Origin of the sequence: Pseudomonas sp. s4 (genome assembly GCF_046764235.1) — a bacterium.
Lineage (GTDB): Bacteria > Pseudomonadota > Gammaproteobacteria > Pseudomonadales > Pseudomonadaceae > Aquipseudomonas > Aquipseudomonas asiatica.
Genome location: NZ_CP177209.1, coordinates 355,441 through 371,271 on the forward strand (window position 1 = coordinate 355,441; position 15,831 = coordinate 371,271).

Consider the following 15,831-nt stretch of genomic DNA (forward strand, 5'->3'; position numbering starts at 1 on the left):
GCATAGGATAGGCAAAGGCGGGGAGGGGAAAACCTGGGTAATCGGTAAAAGACTGTTACCTGATTGTGGTTGTGTTGCCTGTGCTGGCCTCATCGCCGGCAAGCCTGCTCCCACCTCGACCGCACCGATTTCAAGCCATGCGCAGTTCCGGTGGGAGCTGGCTTGCCGGCGATGAGGCCAGCACAGGCGGCACAGTTCCTCCTCCACAAAAGTGTTAGCGAGGCAGCAACACGCTAACCCGCAACCCGCCCCCCTCGCGGTTCGCCAGCAGCAACTCGCCCCCATGGCTGGCAGCAATCCGCTGGGCGATGCTCAACCCCAGCCCATACCCCCCAGACGCCTGGTTGCGCGACCCTTCACCACGCACGAACGGGTCGATGATGGTCGCCAGCAGGCTCGGAGCAATCCCCGGGCCGCGGTCATCGATATGGATGAACACCCCCGTGCTCGCCTGTTCCAGCGTGACCGAAACCTCCTTGGCATAACGCAACGCATTGACCAGCAGGTTCTGCAGGCAGCGCTGCAGCAGCAGGGCATCGACTCGCAGGCTGCCCGCCTGGCCATTCACCGGCAGTGGCTCTTCGGCAGTGGCCAGCTCCGCGCACTGGCGCACCACCAGCCGGTCCAGGTCCACCTGCTGCAAGTTCTGCTGCTCCCCCGCGCGCAGGTAATCGAGCACCTGGCCGATCATGTTGTCCATCTGCGCTATGTTCTGCCGCAGGCGTTGCCGGTTGTCGTCGTCCGGCAGACGCTCCAGGCGCAGGCGCATGCGCGTCAGCGGGGTGCGCAGGTCGTGGGATACGGCGGCCAGGAAGTAGGCCTTGTCGTTGACCATCGCGATCAGCCGCTGCTGCATGGCGTTGAAGGCCTGGGCCGCTTGGCGCACCTCCTCCGGGCCATCCAGCGCCAAGGGCGGCTGCTCGAGGTTGCTGCCCAGGCCGCGCGCGGCATCGGCCAGGCGCCGCAGCGGGCGCAGGCACAGGCGCACGGCTATCAGGCACACCAGCAATACCGCGACGATGCGCAGCGCATACACCCGCAACAGGTAATCGCTGATCAGCACCCAGGCCGACTCGCCGCTCCAGCCTTGCAGTTCCTGGCCCTCGATGGTCAGCCAGTACCCATCGGCCAACGGCACCGCGAACTGCAGATGCGCCTGGGCCGTGAGCAGGCCGAACAGGCTGCGCCAGACGATCGGCTGGCCCTGTTCGTCGGTCAACTGCACCTTCATCAGGCGCACGTCCTGGGCATGCCCCAACTCGTACTCGAGGGCCTGGTGCAGCAACAGCTCGACACGCCTGCGCCCGCGGCGCTCGTCCTGCACTGGCGTGGGCAGGGCTTCACTGCAACGCAGTTGGTAATGCGCAGGCGCCTGCAGTGCACCGGCACCGCAGTCGGCCTGGGCGATCAACGGCGCGCTGCGTGCGGCAATCAGCCGGACAGGGGCCTCGAGAACCTGGGCGAAACGCACATCGAACCAGATGCTGCTGGACATCAACTGGATCAGCACGGTGCCGCTGACCATGATCAGCAGCAACTGGCCGAACAACGTGCGTGGCCACAGCCGGCGCAGCCAGCGCATGTCAGGCATCGGCCCCGTTGGCGGCGATACTCAGCAAATAGCCTTCGTTGCGGATAGTGAGAATTTGCGCGGCACCCGCCGGCGCGTGGCGCAGGTGCTGGCGCAGGCGGCTGACGCACATGTCCACCGAACGGTCGTCTGGCAGGTGGTCGCGGCCGAACGCACTGCGCGTCAGCTGGTCGCGGGACACCACGCGGTTGTTGGCTTCCAGCAGCTCGCGCAGTACGCGGTAGTCGGAGCGGGGCAGGGTCAGGGTCTCGCCATCGGGGCGGGTGAGCAGGCGTTTCACGTGTTCCAGGCGGAAGCCGGCGAACAGCTGGGCATCTTCTACCGGCTCTTCAGCGGGCGCATCCAGGCGTTGCGGACGACGCAGCACGGCCTTGATCCGGGCGATCAGCTCGCGTGGCTCGAAGGGCTTGGCCAGGTAGTCATCAGCACCCACCTCCAGGCCGATGATGCGGTCCAGCGTGCTGCCCTTGGCCGACAGCATGATCACCGCCAGCCCCGGCGTGGCTTGCAGCTGGCGGCACAGGCTCAGGCCGTCTTCGCCCGGCAGCATCAGGTCCAGCACCACCAGCTCCACTTTGTGCCGGGCCAGTTGCTCGCGCATCTGCTCGCCGTCAGCCGCTGCCAGCACGTTATAGCCGGCATCCGTCAGGTAATCACAAAGAAGTTCGCGGATCTCGTCGTCATCGTCGACAACAAGCAAAGTTGTGCTCATGCAGAAAAACACCTGTTCGGTGAGGGCCGGTGGCGCTCGTTACGTTCGATTACATCCCCGTACAAGCCGGGTCTGGAGCCCGGGGGGCCGATCCCTAGAATCCTAACAAAAAATCATCTGCAAATACGAAGCCTTCCCAAATGAACTCCGAGAGCACCCCGAACGCCTTCCCCTCCATCAGCCGAGGCGGCACGCGCCTCAAACCGCTGGCCCTGTTCATTGCCGTGGCCGTCAGCGGTGGCGCGATGGCTGCCGACAGCAAGCCCCTGGAACTGGAGGCCACGCAGATCGAAGACAGCGCCCTGCTGCCTGCCGACGAAGCTGGTCAGCTGGGTTACACCGTCGAAAGCACCCGCAGCTCCACCGGCCTGGCCTTGACGCCGCGCCAGACGCCGCAGTCGGTCACCACCATTACCCGCCAGCAGATGGATGACCGCGACATCCACACCATCGAGCAAGCGCTGGAAACCACCCCAGGCGTGACAGCGAGCAAGTCCGAAGTGGGCGGGCGTACCGACTACCGAGCCCGTGGTTACTCGATCAGCAACTGGAAGGTCGATGGCCTGCAGTTCCAGGGCGGCTCCGACTTCAGTGGTGGCGGCAACGCACTGAACATGGACCTGTACGAGCGCATCGACATCGTGCGCGGCGCCAACGGCCTGCTGGGCGGTACCGGCGACCCGTCGGCCACCGTCAACCTGATCCGCAAGGCACCGACCAGGACGTTCGGCGGCAGCGCCTATGCCACCTACGGCAGCTGGGACAAGCGCCGCCTGGGCGCCGACCTCAACCTGCCGCTGTCCGAAGACGGCCGCCTGCGTTCGCGCTTCGTGATGACCCAGCAGGACGCCAACTCATTCCGCGACAACCAGTCCGAGCGCTCCCGCGCCGCCCTGGCCAACTTCGAGTTCGACCTGGACGACGCCACCACCCTTGGTGCCGGCTACCAGTACGAGTACAACAAGATTGTTGGTGGTGGCTGGGGTGCGAACATCCCGATCTGGTACAGCGATGGCAGCAAGACCGACCTGCCGCGCAGCACCAACGTGGTACCCAGCTGGAGCTTTGGCGAGTACACCACCCGCACCGCGTTCGGCTCGCTGGAGCACCGCTTCGACAACGACTGGACGCTGGACCTGAAAGCCGCCCAGAGCACCGCCGAAACCCTCAACCACCGCGGCCTGGCCAAGGTCAACTCGGCGGGCCGTGGCAGCTACGGCGGCTACTGGGACCAGGATGGCAGCGGCGCCGTGCTCAACGGCCTGCACAGCTCCACCGACACCACCCAGCAGTCGGCGCAGATCGACCTGTCCGGCCCGTTCCAGCTGTTCGGCCGTACCCACCAGGCGATGGTTGGCTACAACGACAGCCGCACCGTGGCCTGGTCGCCGGAATACACCTGCACCATGGTTGGCGACGGCATGGCCAGTGCGCCTGCGCTGGGTTGCCAGTTCCGCGCCAACAACGGCTTCCCGCTGACCGACTGGCGCAATGGCGTGGATGACGACTACAACATCATCGCCTCGCGCACCGGCCGCCACAGCAAGACCACCACCCGCCTGCAGGGCATGTACGCGGCAACCCGCCTGAGCATCACCGACCCACTGTCGGTCATCCTCGGCGTGCGCACCAGCAACTACTCGGCCACCACCCGCAGCGTGGCTGGCGCACGTACCAGCCAGGAAGAGAACGGCATCGTCACCCCGTACCTGGGCGCCGTGTACGACCTCAACGACAACTACTCGCTGTATGCCAGTTACACCGACATCTTCACCCCGCAAACCGCTGAAACCAGCAGCGGCAGCAAGGTCGAGCCGATTCGCGGGCAAAGCTACGAGACGGGTATCAAGGGAGAGTGGTTCGATGGCCGCCTGAACGCCTCGGCGGCGTACTTCCGCACCAAGCAGGAAAACAAGGCAGTGCTCGACGGCGACCTGACCACGCCCACCGGTGGCGACGCCTACAAAGCCGGCTCCGGCCAGGAAACCGACGGTATCGACCTGGAAATCGCCGGCGCCCTGACCCCCAGCTGGAACGTGTACGCCGGCTACACCTACCTGCACTTCCGCCGCGTCGACAGCGACGGCCGCAGCGACCCATCGCACCTGTTCAAGGCCTCGACCACCTACCGCCTTTCCGGCCCTCTCGACCGCCTGACCCTGGGCGCCGGGGTTACTGCGCAGAGCAACATCCGCGCAATCTCCAGCCCGGCAGGCCAGCCGAGCAATGGTGTGAGCACCGGTGCCACTGACGTGAATTGGTCCGGTTATGCCATCTGGAATGCCATGGCCAAGTACCAGCTGACCGACGACACCAGCGTCAGCCTTAACGCCAACAACCTGTTCGACAAGCACTACTACACCCGCTACGGGTTCTATGCCGGGGCAATTTATGGTGACCCACGCAACCTGTCGCTGACGGTCAGCACAGCGTTCTGATCAACCGCACCTGGGGCTGCTGCGCAGCCCATCGCCGGCAAGCCGGGCTCCCACATATACAGCGCATATCTTGAATCCGGCGCGCCCCGTTGGTAGCAACTGCCGTGCTCAATTTCTAACAGGTGGCGCGATCCCTGTGGGAGCGGGCGCGCCCGCGAACACGGGCGAAGCCCGTGCCATCCACCGCAGCACCTCATTCGCTGGGCCGCATCGGCCTCAAGGCATGCGCTGTACCTGTAGGAGCCCGGCTTGCCGGCTATGGGCCGCAAAGCTGCCCTGTTTCACCTAGGGCCAGTCTCTTGCTGGCGATCAACCGGCTTCTCCAGCCGGTCCTCGAAACTGTCCCAGTCCTCGCCAAACAGTTCCGCTGGGTGCATGGTCCGACTCGCCCCATTGCCACAGGCCAATGACTTGGCCGGGCAGTACAGGTCGCAGCCCCAGCAGATGCGCTCCGGGTGGCTGGGGGTTTTGGGGAATTTCTTGGCCATGGTTTCCTTCCCTCAAGGGCTGACTGATCTCAGGCTAAGCTGCGTGCCGGCGTCAGGCTTGATTGAGATCAATCTTGGAGGAAGGGATCATGCAGAGCGTGCTGGAAACAAAAAAGGCCCACCTTTCGGTGAGCCTTTTTTGATACTGCGTATGGTGCCGGCACCAGGAATCGAACCCGGGACCTACTGATTACAAGTCAGTTGCTCTACCATCTGAGCTATACCGGCAATGGGGCGTCATTATAACGATCGGTTGGCGCCTGTAAACCACTTCGTTGCGAATGTTCGCAAATGACCTAAGTCACCGACCTGAAAGAAGAATTTTCCTACCAGCCGCGATGGATGGTGGTGACGCTCGGCTCGGTTTTGCCCGGGTTGAAGAACAGCTTGTCATTGTCGCAGCCGCGCTTGCGGCAGGGGCTTTCGGTGCGCAGGGGCAGGCCGTTGTCGCCGCCCAGCTGCATGCCGGGGTGGTTCCAGCCCAGGCTGCTGGTGGGGTGGGGAGCGGTGCCGCTGGCGCAGCCGGTCAGGGCCAGGGCGAGGGTCAGCAGGGCGAGGGGCTTGGCTTGGGTCACGATGGTCGGGTCCGTTAGTCCATTGTCGGTTCTGGCGCAACACCAGAAGGTCGCGGGGCTGGCGGGTAGCGCGCGACGTCACTTTTTAATCATTTGGGGGGCGGATGATACACCGTTGCGGCGGTCGGGCATTAGCTTTGTGTTGCTTGTGATGGCCTATTCGCGGGCTTGCCCGCTCCCACAGGATCTCCACAAGCCTTGAAACTGTGTAGTACTTGTGGGAGCGGGCGCGCCCGCGAATAGGCCATCAGCTGTACGAAGATTCTGAACTTTAGGGCTAACAGCTTCAGGGGTTGGTGGCTTCGGAACTATCCTACGCGCGCCGCCGAAGTATCGCTGTTGTCGGGGAAATGGCTCACGGATACCGTTTTCGGGTCGCTCTGGCGACCGGGTGTGAGAACCCTGATCGAATAAGCGCTACCCATTTATGGTGGCCGTACGCGGGCAGACTTCGGTCTGGCCGGGCTTCCTTATTCGACCGGTTTCTCACCCCGCGTACGGCTGCCACCCAAATCCGTGAGAAAGATTTCTGGCAGTCCCCTCCTCGAGTAAGGATTTATGCCATGAAGAAAACCATCATCGAACCCATCACTACCGCAGGCGTGGAAACCTTCCTCGCAGCCGGTAACCCATCCCTCAATCTGCTACGCGTGGAGCCTGGCGTCCCCGTCGATGCTGCCTATGAGCATGTCTCGATCCTGATGGGCTACATCAAGCATCTGGTGCGCGAGGGGGATATGGAGGATGACCATAAATTCCTGGGCGCCGCCGATTATCTGTGCGACATGGCCAAGGCGCTGATGAACGATATCGAGATTGCCAAGAACAAGGTGCATTGAAAGTCGTAGGAGCGGGTACCGCATCGCATGGCACGGGCTTCGCCCGTGTTCGCGGGCACGCCCGCTCCCACAGGAATCGCGTAAACCTGCAGATTTCTGAGCAAGAAAAAGAACCCACAAAGGCCGTGCAAACAATGCTTGCGCCAACCACAAGAAATGTTTATGCACAAGTGGCATCGGCGACGTGCGCGAAAGGCATGCCGGATCGATACACCGCCGGTCTTTGCGCAAACGCCTGTTTTTACTGGCCTTGACGCGCAAGCCGGAATAAGCCAAACGCTTGAAATAGCGCTTGGATCCAACAGGTAATCACAAGCTTGTTCACAGAGTTATCCACAGGTTGTGCTGCGGCTAACGGTCGCGTTCGGCAAGGATTAGCAGGTTGCGCGGGGTGAGTGGGTAGTCGCAGAACAAGCCAAGGCGCACGTTGTAGCCTTGTTCTTCGAGGAACAGGGCCCGATCGAGTACCAGCCACAGCTCCAGCGGCCGGCGGAACAGGTTGCGCACGCGCTCCAGGTTGCGGACCTCGGCCAGGCGTTGCCAGCCGGCGGCTTCCAGGGCAGCCCAGTCCGGGTTGCCAGTCAGCTGCAATTGCTTGAGTTCGGCCAGGTCGCGGCAGTACTGCTCGAAGGGCTTCTCCAGCCAGGCCACGGGTAGCGACGGTGTCGGCAGGTACTCGTCGGTCTGGCGCTGCTGGCGTTGCAGCAGGTCGAAGCCCAGGCGCCGGGCCATCGAGGTGTCGCGCTGGCGCCGCACACGGGCGCCGGCGGTAACGGTTTCGCTCAGGGGCAGGCCCAGGTCGTCCAGTGACAGCCGCAGGCCGGAGGCTTGGGCGGCTGTGGATAACGCCTGGTATTGCTGCGCCGCGATGCGGTTGTAGCAGCAGGGCGCCACGGCCAGTTGTCGGCAACCTTGCTGGCTGGCCAGTTGCATCAGGCGCACATGCAGGTCGCCACAGGCGTGCAGGGCAACCACGCTTTTGTCGCCAGCCAGGTGGCGGGCGCTGTCGTTGGCCATCACATCCTGGTGCACATGCTGCGCCGGCAAGTGGTGGTGCGCGCTCAGGGCCTGGCCGGCGGCGACCAGTTCGGCGTCGTATTCCAGGCAGGTCAGTTGTTGGCCGGGTTGCAGCAGGCGGCGGCCCAGGTGGCCTTTGCCGGAGCACCAGTCCAGCCAGTGACGGGGCTGTTCGCGGAAGGCCAGGTGGCTGGCGAACGCTTCGATCTGCTGCCATTTGCGGCCGGGGACGGCTACGTCGAGGCGGTGCGCGGCGGGGGGCAGGTCGGTTTCCGGGAGGTTGCCGAGTGCCGAAAGCTGTCGGGCTTGCTGGGCCAGTTGCGGGAATGGGGCGGGCAACGGGGCAGCGGTGGTGTCGGTTTCGGCGTCTGCCAGGGAGCATTGGCGCAGGTGGGCGGCAAGCTCGGGGTGGGCGGTTTCCCAAGCCAGCTTCAGGCTGGTGAAGGGGCGGGGTTTCCACAGCTGCTGGTGCTCGATCAGGAACTGGTCGAGGGCCTGGAAGCGGGTGCTTAGGTGGGGGCTGTGGAGGTGGTTGGGCATGGCAAGGATGTGTGGTGGTTTTGAGGGCCTCTTCGCGGGCACGCCCGCTCCCACAGGTATAGCGCCACATTCAAGGTAGGCGCTACACCTGTGGGAGCGGGCGTGCCCGCGAAGCAGTCAGTGAGGTCTCAGCGGCCCTGGCACGCATCCACGCGCAACCAGCGCTCCAGCAGCTTGAAGCCCTGCACCAGCACGAACGAGATCACCAGGTAGAACACCCCGGCGGCAAAGAAGATCTCTACCGGCAGGTAGGTGCGGGCGATGATGGTACGGGCCATGCCGGTCAGTTCCAGCAGGGTCACGGTACTGGCCAGGGCGCTGGCCTTGAGCATCAGGATCACTTCGTTGCTGTACGCCGGCAGGCCGATGCGCGCGGCGCGTGGCAGCATGATGTAGAACAGCGTCTTGCCTCGCGACATGCCCAGCGCCCGCGCCGCCTCGATCTCACCCTTGGGGATCGACTGCAGCGCGCCGCGCAGGATCTCGGCGATGTAGGCAGCAGTGTGCAGGGTCATGGTCAGCACGGTGCACCAAAACGGATCGCGCAGGTACGGCCACAGCGAACTCGAACGCACCGCGTCGAACTGCGCCAGGCCGTAGTAGACCAGGAACAGCTGCACCAGCAGCGGCGTGCCACGGAAGAAGAAGATGTAGCTGAACGGCACCGCGCGCACATACCAATGGCGCGAGGAGCGGGCGATGCCCAGCGGGATGGCCAGGATCAACCCGGCAACCACCGCGATGGCTACCAGCTCCAGGGTCAGGGTCGCACCCTGGGCCAGGCGTGGCAGCCATTTGATGATGACTTCCCAATTCATTATTCAGCCCTCGCAAAGCCGCGAGCGGCGCGTTTTTCCATGAAGTGCATGCCGGTCATGGCAATGATGGTCAGGCTCAGGTAGATGCAGGCCGCGACCATGTAGAAGGTGAACGGCTCTTTGGTCACGGTCACGCCGATTTGTGCGTGGCGCATGATTTCTTCCAGGCCGATTACCGACACCAGGGCGGTGTCCTTCATCAGGATCATGAACAGGTTGCCAAGGCCGGGCAGGGCGATGCGCCACATTTGCGGCAGGATGATCCGCGACAGGATGCGGCCTTTGGACAGGCCAAGCGCCAGGCCAGCTTCACGGTGGCCCTTGGGGATCGCCAGGATGGCGCCACGGAACACTTCGGTGGCATAGGCGCCGAAGCACAGGCCCAGGGCGATCACGCCCGCAGCGAACGCGCTGAGCTCCAGGCCCGGCATGTTCAGCGCTTCACCGAGGGCGTTCATCAAGCCGACGGTGCCGAAATAGATAAGCAGTACCCACAGCAGTTCGGGCACGCCGCGAACCAGGGTCGAATAGAAGCCACCAAGCCATTGCAGCGGCTTGGTCGCGGAAGTCTTGGCCAGGGCGCCGAGCAGGCCCAGGACCAGGCCCAGCAGCAAGGCGCAAAGCGCCAGTTTTACGGTCATCAGGGTGCCGGCCATCATGGCCGGACCGAATCCGTGCAGGTCGATATTCATGGGCAGGTCATTCTAGGGACTGGCGCGCCGCAAGGGCGCGCCGGTCGGGGCGGATCATTCGATGCTGAACGGGAAGTACTTGTCGTTGATCTTCTTGTACGTGCCGTCGGCCTTGATTTCTGCCAGGGCCTTGTTCAGGTCGTCGCGCAGCTTGGTGTCACCCTTGCGCACGGCGATGCCGATCTTGTCGCTGTCCATCACTGGCTCGCCCTTGAACTCGAAGTTCGAGCCGTCTTTGCTCTTCAGCCACTCGTACTGCACGTACTTGTCGGCCAGGATGCCGTCGATGCGGCCGGAAACCAGGTCGAGGTAGGCGTTTTCCTGGGTGTCGTACAGTTTGATCTCTACGTCGTTACCGTAGTTGTCTTCCAGCCAGGTGCCAGCCAGGGTGGCGCGCTGGGTACCGATTACCTTGCCCTTGAGCGAGGCCTTGTCAGTCTTGAAGTCGACGTTTTTCGGCGCGATGAACTGCAGCTTGTTGGAGTAGTACGGCTCGGTGAAGTCCACGGCCTGCTTGCGCTCGTCGGTGATCGACAGCGACGACACCAGGAAGTCGAACTTCTTGGCGTTCAGGGCCGGGATGATGCCGTCCCAGTCGGAGGTGACGACCGAGCATTCGACTTTCATCTTGGCGCACAGGGCGTCGCCGATGTCTTTGTCGAAGCCGACCACGTTACCGCTGGCATCCTTGTTGTTGAACGGTGGGTAGGCGGCTTCGATACCCATGCGCAGTTTTTCTGCGGCCAGGGCGTTGGCCGACATCACCAGCGTGGCAGCAGCTGCCAGGAGGAACTTCTTGTAAGTGTGCATGTATTGCTCCGTTAGCGGTGGCTGGACATGAATTGCTTGCAACGCGCCGAGGTCGGGTTCTCGAAGACCTGCTGCGGCGATCCCTGCTCTTCGACCAGGCCCTGGTGCAGGAAGACGACTTCACTGGACACATGGCGGGCAAAGCTCATCTCGTGCGTCACCAGCAGCATGGTACGGCCTTCTTCGGCCAATGCGCGGATAACGTTTAGCACTTCCTGGACCATTTCCGGATCGAGCGCCGAAGTTGGCTCGTCGAACAGGATGACCTTGGGCTTCATGGCCAGGGTACGGGCAATGGCGGCGCGCTGTTGCTGGCCACCGGAAAGCTGGGCGGGGTAGCTGTGGCGCTTGTCGTAGATGCCGACCTTGTTCAGCAGGGCTTCGGCGGCTTCGATGGCCTCGGCCTTGCTCTGGCCGAGCACGCGGCGTGGCGCCTCGATGATGTTGTCGAGGATCGACATGTGCGGCCACAGGTTGAAGTTCTGGAAGACGAAACCGATCTCGCTGCGCAGGCGGTTGATCTGGCGGTTGTCGGCGGCGACCAGGTCGCCGTTCTTGGCGGCCTTGAGCTTGAGGGCTTCACCGGCAACCAGGATTTCGCCCTGGTGCGGGTTTTCGAGCAGGTTGATGCAGCGCAGCAGGGTGGATTTGCCGGAGCCGGACGACCCCAGGATGGAGATCACGTCACCGTCGCGTGCGGTCAGCGAAATGCCCTTGAGAATTTCCTGCTCGCCGTAGCGTTTGTGCAGATTGCGGATTTCCAGCGCGGGCGTGGCCTGAGCCATGTGCGGTCCTCATGTGTACGGGTGCGTTCCCAGCTGTTGGCGGCCTTCCTGGCGTGCGCCACGCTAGCATAGCGGCATTATCACGGCCAACAGGGTCGCTGGGGACTCGGGGCGCTGGTGGGGCAGTTTGTCGCATCGTTGCAGCGCAACGTCGCGCGGATGTCCGCGAAGGTGTCGCCCAGCACCAGAGCCTTGATGAAAAAAGGCGCGATGGTGCCAGCTTTGGCCCGCTCATGGAAGCGGTTTTAGACCTTTCGCGGGCACGCCCGCTCCCACAGGTTCTTTAAAAGGCTCAAATGGTTGCACCTGACTTGTGGGAGCGGGCATGCCCGCGAACGGGGGCGGCCAGGTCTTTAGGTTGTACCTCTAGGTTGCACTTTTTTGCATTGCAGCGGTGCACAGGTGTTACCGGGGAGCACCTTTGGTGCGTTTGTAAGTGGGTATTTCAGTAATCCGATGATTTGGTGGCCTTTCGGTCAGCCGTTGGCCGAAAGCCCTCCAAACCGCATGCTAAAAGGGCTACCGACTTTTCTGACGAATGTATTCAGCACATGGCGCGCTTATTGCCAGCAGGAAACCGCCGATTGCAGCGACGCCCAGGTCAACCCCAGGCGCGCTCCGTAACCGCAGTCGGAGTGGTCCACTCCTTACAAAGGTAGTTTCAATGAGCGGTAACAATTCCAATGACCTCGCTCAGGGGCTCAAACAACGGCATGTGACCATGCTGTCCATCGCTGGCGTCATCGGTGCCGGCCTTTTCGTTGGCTCCGGCCACGCCATCGCTGCTGCCGGCCCAGCCGTGCTGCTGGCTTACGCTGCCGCCGGTACGCTGGTCGTGCTGGTCATGCGCATGTTGGGTGAAATGGCGGTCGCCTCGCCTGACACCGGTTCGTTCTCTACCTATGCCGACCGCGCCATCGGGCGCTGGGCCGGTTTCACCATTGGCTGGCTGTACTGGTGGTTCTGGGTACTGGTGATTCCGCTGGAGGCCAACGCCGCCGCGGCCATCCTGCATGCCTGGTTCCCTGCGGTCGACCTGTGGGCGTTCTCCCTGGTCATCACCTTGGCGCTGACCCTGACCAACCTGTGCAGCGTGAAGAACTACGGCGAGTTCGAGTTCTGGTTCGCTCTGCTCAAGGTTCTGGCGATCATCGGCTTCATCGCTGTGGGTTGTGCTGCCTTGTTCGGCTTTGTGCCGAGCAGCCAGGTAAGCGGTGCCAGCCACCTGTTCGACACCCAGGGCTTCATGCCTAACGGCCTGGGCGCGGTGCTGGCAGCCATGCTGACCACCATGTTCTCGTTCATGGGTACCGAAATCGTTACCATCGCCGCCGCCGAGTCGAAGGACCCGGGCAAGCAGATCAGCCGCGCCACCAACTCGGTGATCTGGCGTATCTGCCTGTTCTACCTGGTGTCGATCTTCTTGGTCGTGGCCCTGGTACCGTGGAACGACCCGGCCCTGGCCGAGACCGGTTCCTACCAGACCGTGCTGAGCCGCATCGGCGTGCCGAATGCCAAGCTGATCGTCGACATCGTCGTACTGATCGCCGTGACCAGCTGCCTGAACTCGGCGCTGTACACCTCGTCGCGCATGCTGTTCTCGCTGAGCAAGCGTGGTGACGCCCCGGCCATTGCCCAGCGCACCACCAAGTCGGCTACCCCGCATGTGGCGGTTCTGCTGTCTACCGCAGCAGCGTTCCTTTGTGTGTTCGCCAACTTCGTGGCCCCGGCCCAGGTGTTCGAGTTCCTGCTGGCCAGCTCTGGTGCCATTGCGCTGCTGGTGTACCTGGTGATTGCCGTATCGCAGCTGCGCATGCGCGCCCAGCGTGAGGCACGCGGCGAGAAGATCACCTTCAAGATGTGGCTGTTCCCGGGCCTTACCTGGGCGACCATTGCCTTCATCATTGCCATTCTGGTGGTAATGGCGCTGCGTGAGGACCACCGCGCCGAAATCATCGCGACCGCGCTGCTGAGCATTGGTGTGGTGGCGGCTGGCTTGCTGGTGCACCGCAAGCGTGAAGCTGCCGGGCGGGTGGCGCTGGATAACTGACCCGCGCTGGCTGAAATGAAAAGGCCGCGTCCTGTGAAGGGCGCGGCCTTTTTGTTGCCTGTTCCGGCTCTTTCGCGGGCTTGCCCGCTCCCACAGGGACGGCATTGCCTTTAAGCCTGGGGTGTACCTGTGGGAGCCGGCTTGCCGGCGATAGGGCCCGGGCAGGCTACACAGCCCTGTCAGCCAAATTGCTTCTGCTGCTGTTGCTGCTTGGCAACCAGCTCCGAAGCCGCCACGTAGGCGGCCTGGAACTCATCGCTCTCCAGCCAGGCCATGGTGGCTTCTTCGTCGGCCCCATCCAGCCATTTGCGGTAGGCATTGAACACCAGCACGATGTAATCGGTGGCGTGCTCTTCCTTGTGCCCCTTGAGCACCAGGGCCAGCAGAGGGTCTACCAGGAACACCGAAATCATCGGTACCAGGCCGCCTTCCTGGGCTTCCTTCATCTTCTTGAACAGCGGGTCGTAGCTGCCCGACTCCATGGCCTTGTTGTACACCTGCTCGATGCTGGCGCTGTCACCGGCACTGGCCTTGACCGCCTGGCCGCTGCGTACCATGCGGTTCTGCTTGGCCTTGCTGGCGGCGCGCTTGGCGCGTTTCTGTTGCTTGGTTGGGGTGGCCATGGTGAATCCTTGGTGGGGCGGAAATTGCGCGTATTGAAGCGCAGCAGGCACGCCGATTCAACTGGCCTGCGGCTCTGCCTCATCTTCCTCGAAGCCGTGGGACGCTCGCCCGACCAGTAGCGCATCCGGCGCATGCGCCACGCTGCGGTCCTTGCCCGGGTAGTCCAGCGAATGCAGGAAGTGCCGGATGCAATTGATCCGCGCACGCTTCTTGTCATCGGACTTGATCACCGTCCAAGGTGCATCGGCCGTGTCGGTATGGAAGAACATCGCCTCCTTGGCTGCGGTGTAGTCCTCCCACTTGTCCAGCGACTTGATGTCGATGGGGGACAGCTTCCAGTGTTTGAGCGGGTCGTCCCGGCGCGAGATGAAGCGGCGCAGCTGCTCTTCTCGGTTCACCGAGAACCAGTACTTGAACAACAGGATGCCGCTGTTGCACAGCATGCGCTCCAACTCCGGCGCCTGGCGCATGAACTCCAGGTACTGCAGTGGCGAGCAGAAATCCATCACCTTCTCGACACCGGCGCGGTTGTACCAGGAGCGGTCGAAGAACACCATTTCACCTGCCGTGGGCAGATGTTGGATGTAGCGCTGGAAGTACCACTGTCCTTTTTCCTGCTCGGAAGGCTTCTCCAGGGCCACGATGCGCGCGCCGCGTGGGTTGAGGTGCTCCATGAACCGCTTGATGGTGCCGCCCTTGCCTGCGGCATCGCGCCCTTCGAACAGGATCACCACGCGTTGGCCGGTTTCCTTCACCCAGCTCTGTACCTTGAGCAGCTCAATCTGCAGCGCATGCTTGGCCTTCTCGTAGTCCTGGCGACGCATGCGGGTGCGGTACGGGTAGCTGGTGGGCAAGCGGGCCGAGGTGCTGTCTTCGTTGCTGCCCTTGGGGGCGGTGGCGACTTCCAGTGCAGCAGGTTGCTGGCTGATGCTGGTGATCGTCGGCTCCGGCTTGCGCTGGCGTGGGCGGCGCGTGCGGGCTGGGGTGATGGCGGGCTCGCTGGGGGCGGGGAGTAGGAGGGGGGATTCTTCGCTCATGGAGGTCCTTGCGGGTCGGGTCGGATGTCCATCTGGCATTTTAAGTCGAGCGATTGGCGGCACTTTGATATCGGTCAACGGCGCTTCCACAAACAGTTCGAAACAGCGAAAAATTGAATGTAGTGTGAACTGTGGTTCACATTTTTTTATGTGCACACCCTCCTGGCGGGTGGCGATAAAACCCGCCAGGCCAGCGATATCAAATCTGCCCTCAAGCTGGCACGCGACCTTTAGGAGGCCGCCATGACAAATATCAAGCTGACCAAATGGGACGCTGTAGACCATTTGAAGACAGAGGAAGACATGGCCCTCTACCTTGAGGCCTGTCTTGAAGAAAACGATCCAGCACTGCTTGCTGCTGCCCTTGGTGATATCGCTCGTGCCCGGGGTATGGCTCAGTTGGCGCGTGATACCGGCCTGACACGAGAAGGGCTGTATAAGGCGTTGTCTGCGGAGGGTAACCCGAGTTTGGCGACCATCATGAAGGTGATGGCGGCCCTCGGGGTCAGGCTTCATGCCGAGGTGCTGCCGCGCGCGGCGGGGTAAGGTTTAGCGATCGGGAAGGGCAGTAACGGCAGGTAACTGCCAAGCCTCCAGCAAAAATGACAGACAACAAAAAACCCGCACTAGGCGGGTTTCTTGTTGTCGCTTCGGGTAACTTTGCAACCACCAGAAGCTTGAAGGTGGTGCCCAGAGACGGAGTCGAACCGCCGACACGAGGATTTTCAATCCTCTGCTCTACCGACTGAGCTATCTGGGCGACGAGGTGAATTAAATAGACTTTCAGACCGCTCGTCAACGACTTTTTGAAAAAA

The 15,831-nt window shown here is 62.7% G+C and carries 15 protein-coding genes and 2 tRNA genes; 4 read left to right on the forward strand and 13 right to left on the reverse strand.

The window, feature by feature from the left end; all coding sequences use genetic code 11:
• Positions 1-214: 214 nt before the first annotated feature.
• Positions 215-1,582, reverse strand: coding sequence for an ATP-binding protein (locus ACK56M_RS01635; protein WP_411959229.1), 1,368 nt, complete (start codon positions 1,580-1,582; stop codon positions 215-217).
• Position 1,583: 1 nt separating this feature from the next.
• On the reverse strand, positions 1,584-2,303 hold the full coding sequence (locus tag ACK56M_RS01640) for a response regulator (protein ID WP_054573664.1): 720 nt from the start codon (positions 2,301-2,303) through the stop codon (positions 1,584-1,586).
• A gap of 140 nt (positions 2,304-2,443) precedes the next feature.
• Here ACK56M_RS01640 and ACK56M_RS01645 point away from each other — a divergent pair, with 140 nt between their 5' ends.
• Positions 2,444-4,741, forward strand: a complete 2,298-nt coding sequence (locus ACK56M_RS01645) for a TonB-dependent siderophore receptor (protein ID WP_309671931.1) — start codon at positions 2,444-2,446, stop codon at positions 4,739-4,741.
• 281 nt (positions 4,742-5,022) lie between these two features.
• On the opposite strand, the gene ACK56M_RS01650 is transcribed toward ACK56M_RS01645, so the two are convergent.
• From ACK56M_RS01650 to ACK56M_RS01660, 3 genes are all read right to left on the reverse strand, one after another.
• On the reverse strand, positions 5,023-5,229 hold the full coding sequence (locus tag ACK56M_RS01650) for a DUF3079 domain-containing protein (protein WP_015268624.1): 207 nt from the start codon (positions 5,227-5,229) through the stop codon (positions 5,023-5,025).
• A gap of 152 nt (positions 5,230-5,381) precedes the next feature.
• Positions 5,382-5,457 (reverse strand) — tRNA-Thr (locus ACK56M_RS01655).
• Positions 5,458-5,555: 98 nt separating this feature from the next.
• Positions 5,556-5,804 (reverse strand): hypothetical protein, encoded by a 249-nt coding sequence (locus ACK56M_RS01660; RefSeq protein ID WP_015268625.1) that lies wholly within the window; start codon positions 5,802-5,804, stop codon positions 5,556-5,558.
• A 563-nt stretch (positions 5,805-6,367) separates the two neighbouring features.
• Here ACK56M_RS01660 and ACK56M_RS01665 point away from each other — a divergent pair.
• The gene (locus ACK56M_RS01665; protein WP_015268626.1) at positions 6,368-6,643 is read left to right on the forward strand and encodes a DUF3077 domain-containing protein; all 276 of its coding nucleotides are present in this window, start codon (positions 6,368-6,370) and stop codon (positions 6,641-6,643) included.
• Positions 6,644-6,994: 351 nt separating this feature from the next.
• Here ACK56M_RS01665 and ACK56M_RS01670 read toward each other — a convergent pair whose 3' ends face one another.
• From ACK56M_RS01670 to ACK56M_RS01690, 5 genes are all read right to left on the reverse strand, one after another.
• Positions 6,995-8,200 (reverse strand): methyltransferase, encoded by a 1,206-nt coding sequence (locus ACK56M_RS01670; protein ID WP_054573666.1) that lies wholly within the window; start codon positions 8,198-8,200, stop codon positions 6,995-6,997.
• Between the two features lie 128 nt (positions 8,201-8,328).
• Entirely contained in the window at positions 8,329-9,018 is a 690-nt protein-coding gene (locus ACK56M_RS01675) for an ABC transporter permease (protein WP_015268628.1), read from the reverse strand.
• Positions 9,018-9,710 (reverse strand): ABC transporter permease, encoded by a 693-nt coding sequence (locus tag ACK56M_RS01680; protein WP_015268629.1) that lies wholly within the window; start codon positions 9,708-9,710, stop codon positions 9,018-9,020. Before ACK56M_RS01680 ends, ACK56M_RS01675 begins: the two co-directional genes overlap by 1 nt.
• A gap of 54 nt (positions 9,711-9,764) precedes the next feature.
• Positions 9,765-10,520 carry an ABC transporter substrate-binding protein gene (locus ACK56M_RS01685; RefSeq protein WP_015268630.1) on the reverse strand — a complete coding sequence of 252 codons (756 nt, stop codon included), beginning with the start codon at positions 10,518-10,520 and terminating at the stop codon, positions 9,765-9,767.
• Positions 10,521-10,531: 11 nt separating this feature from the next.
• The gene (locus ACK56M_RS01690) at positions 10,532-11,305 is read right to left on the reverse strand and encodes an ABC transporter ATP-binding protein (RefSeq protein WP_003257472.1); all 774 of its coding nucleotides are present in this window, start codon (positions 11,303-11,305) and stop codon (positions 10,532-10,534) included.
• Positions 11,306-11,969: 664 nt separating this feature from the next.
• Between ACK56M_RS01690 and gabP the strand changes: the two genes are divergently transcribed.
• Positions 11,970-13,355, forward strand: a complete 1,386-nt coding sequence (gabP, locus tag ACK56M_RS01695; protein ID WP_013970487.1) for a GABA permease — start codon at positions 11,970-11,972, stop codon at positions 13,353-13,355.
• Between the two features lie 179 nt (positions 13,356-13,534).
• On the opposite strand, the gene ACK56M_RS01700 is transcribed toward gabP, so the two are convergent.
• On the reverse strand, positions 13,535-13,978 hold the full coding sequence (locus tag ACK56M_RS01700; protein WP_013970488.1) for a hypothetical protein: 444 nt from the start codon (positions 13,976-13,978) through the stop codon (positions 13,535-13,537).
• A gap of 57 nt (positions 13,979-14,035) precedes the next feature.
• Positions 14,036-15,016: a polyphosphate kinase 2 gene (gene ppk2 / locus ACK56M_RS01705; protein WP_015268631.1), complete on the reverse strand. Its 981-nt coding sequence runs from the start codon at positions 15,014-15,016 to the stop codon at positions 14,036-14,038.
• Positions 15,017-15,259: 243 nt separating this feature from the next.
• On the opposite strand from ppk2, the gene ACK56M_RS01710 reads away from it, so the two are divergent.
• Entirely contained in the window at positions 15,260-15,562 is a 303-nt protein-coding gene (locus ACK56M_RS01710; protein WP_015268632.1) for an addiction module antidote protein, read from the forward strand.
• Positions 15,563-15,700: 138 nt separating this feature from the next.
• Here the strand turns inward: ACK56M_RS01710 and ACK56M_RS01715 are convergent.
• Positions 15,701-15,776, reverse strand: a tRNA-Phe gene (locus ACK56M_RS01715).
• Positions 15,777-15,831 lie beyond the last annotated feature (55 nt).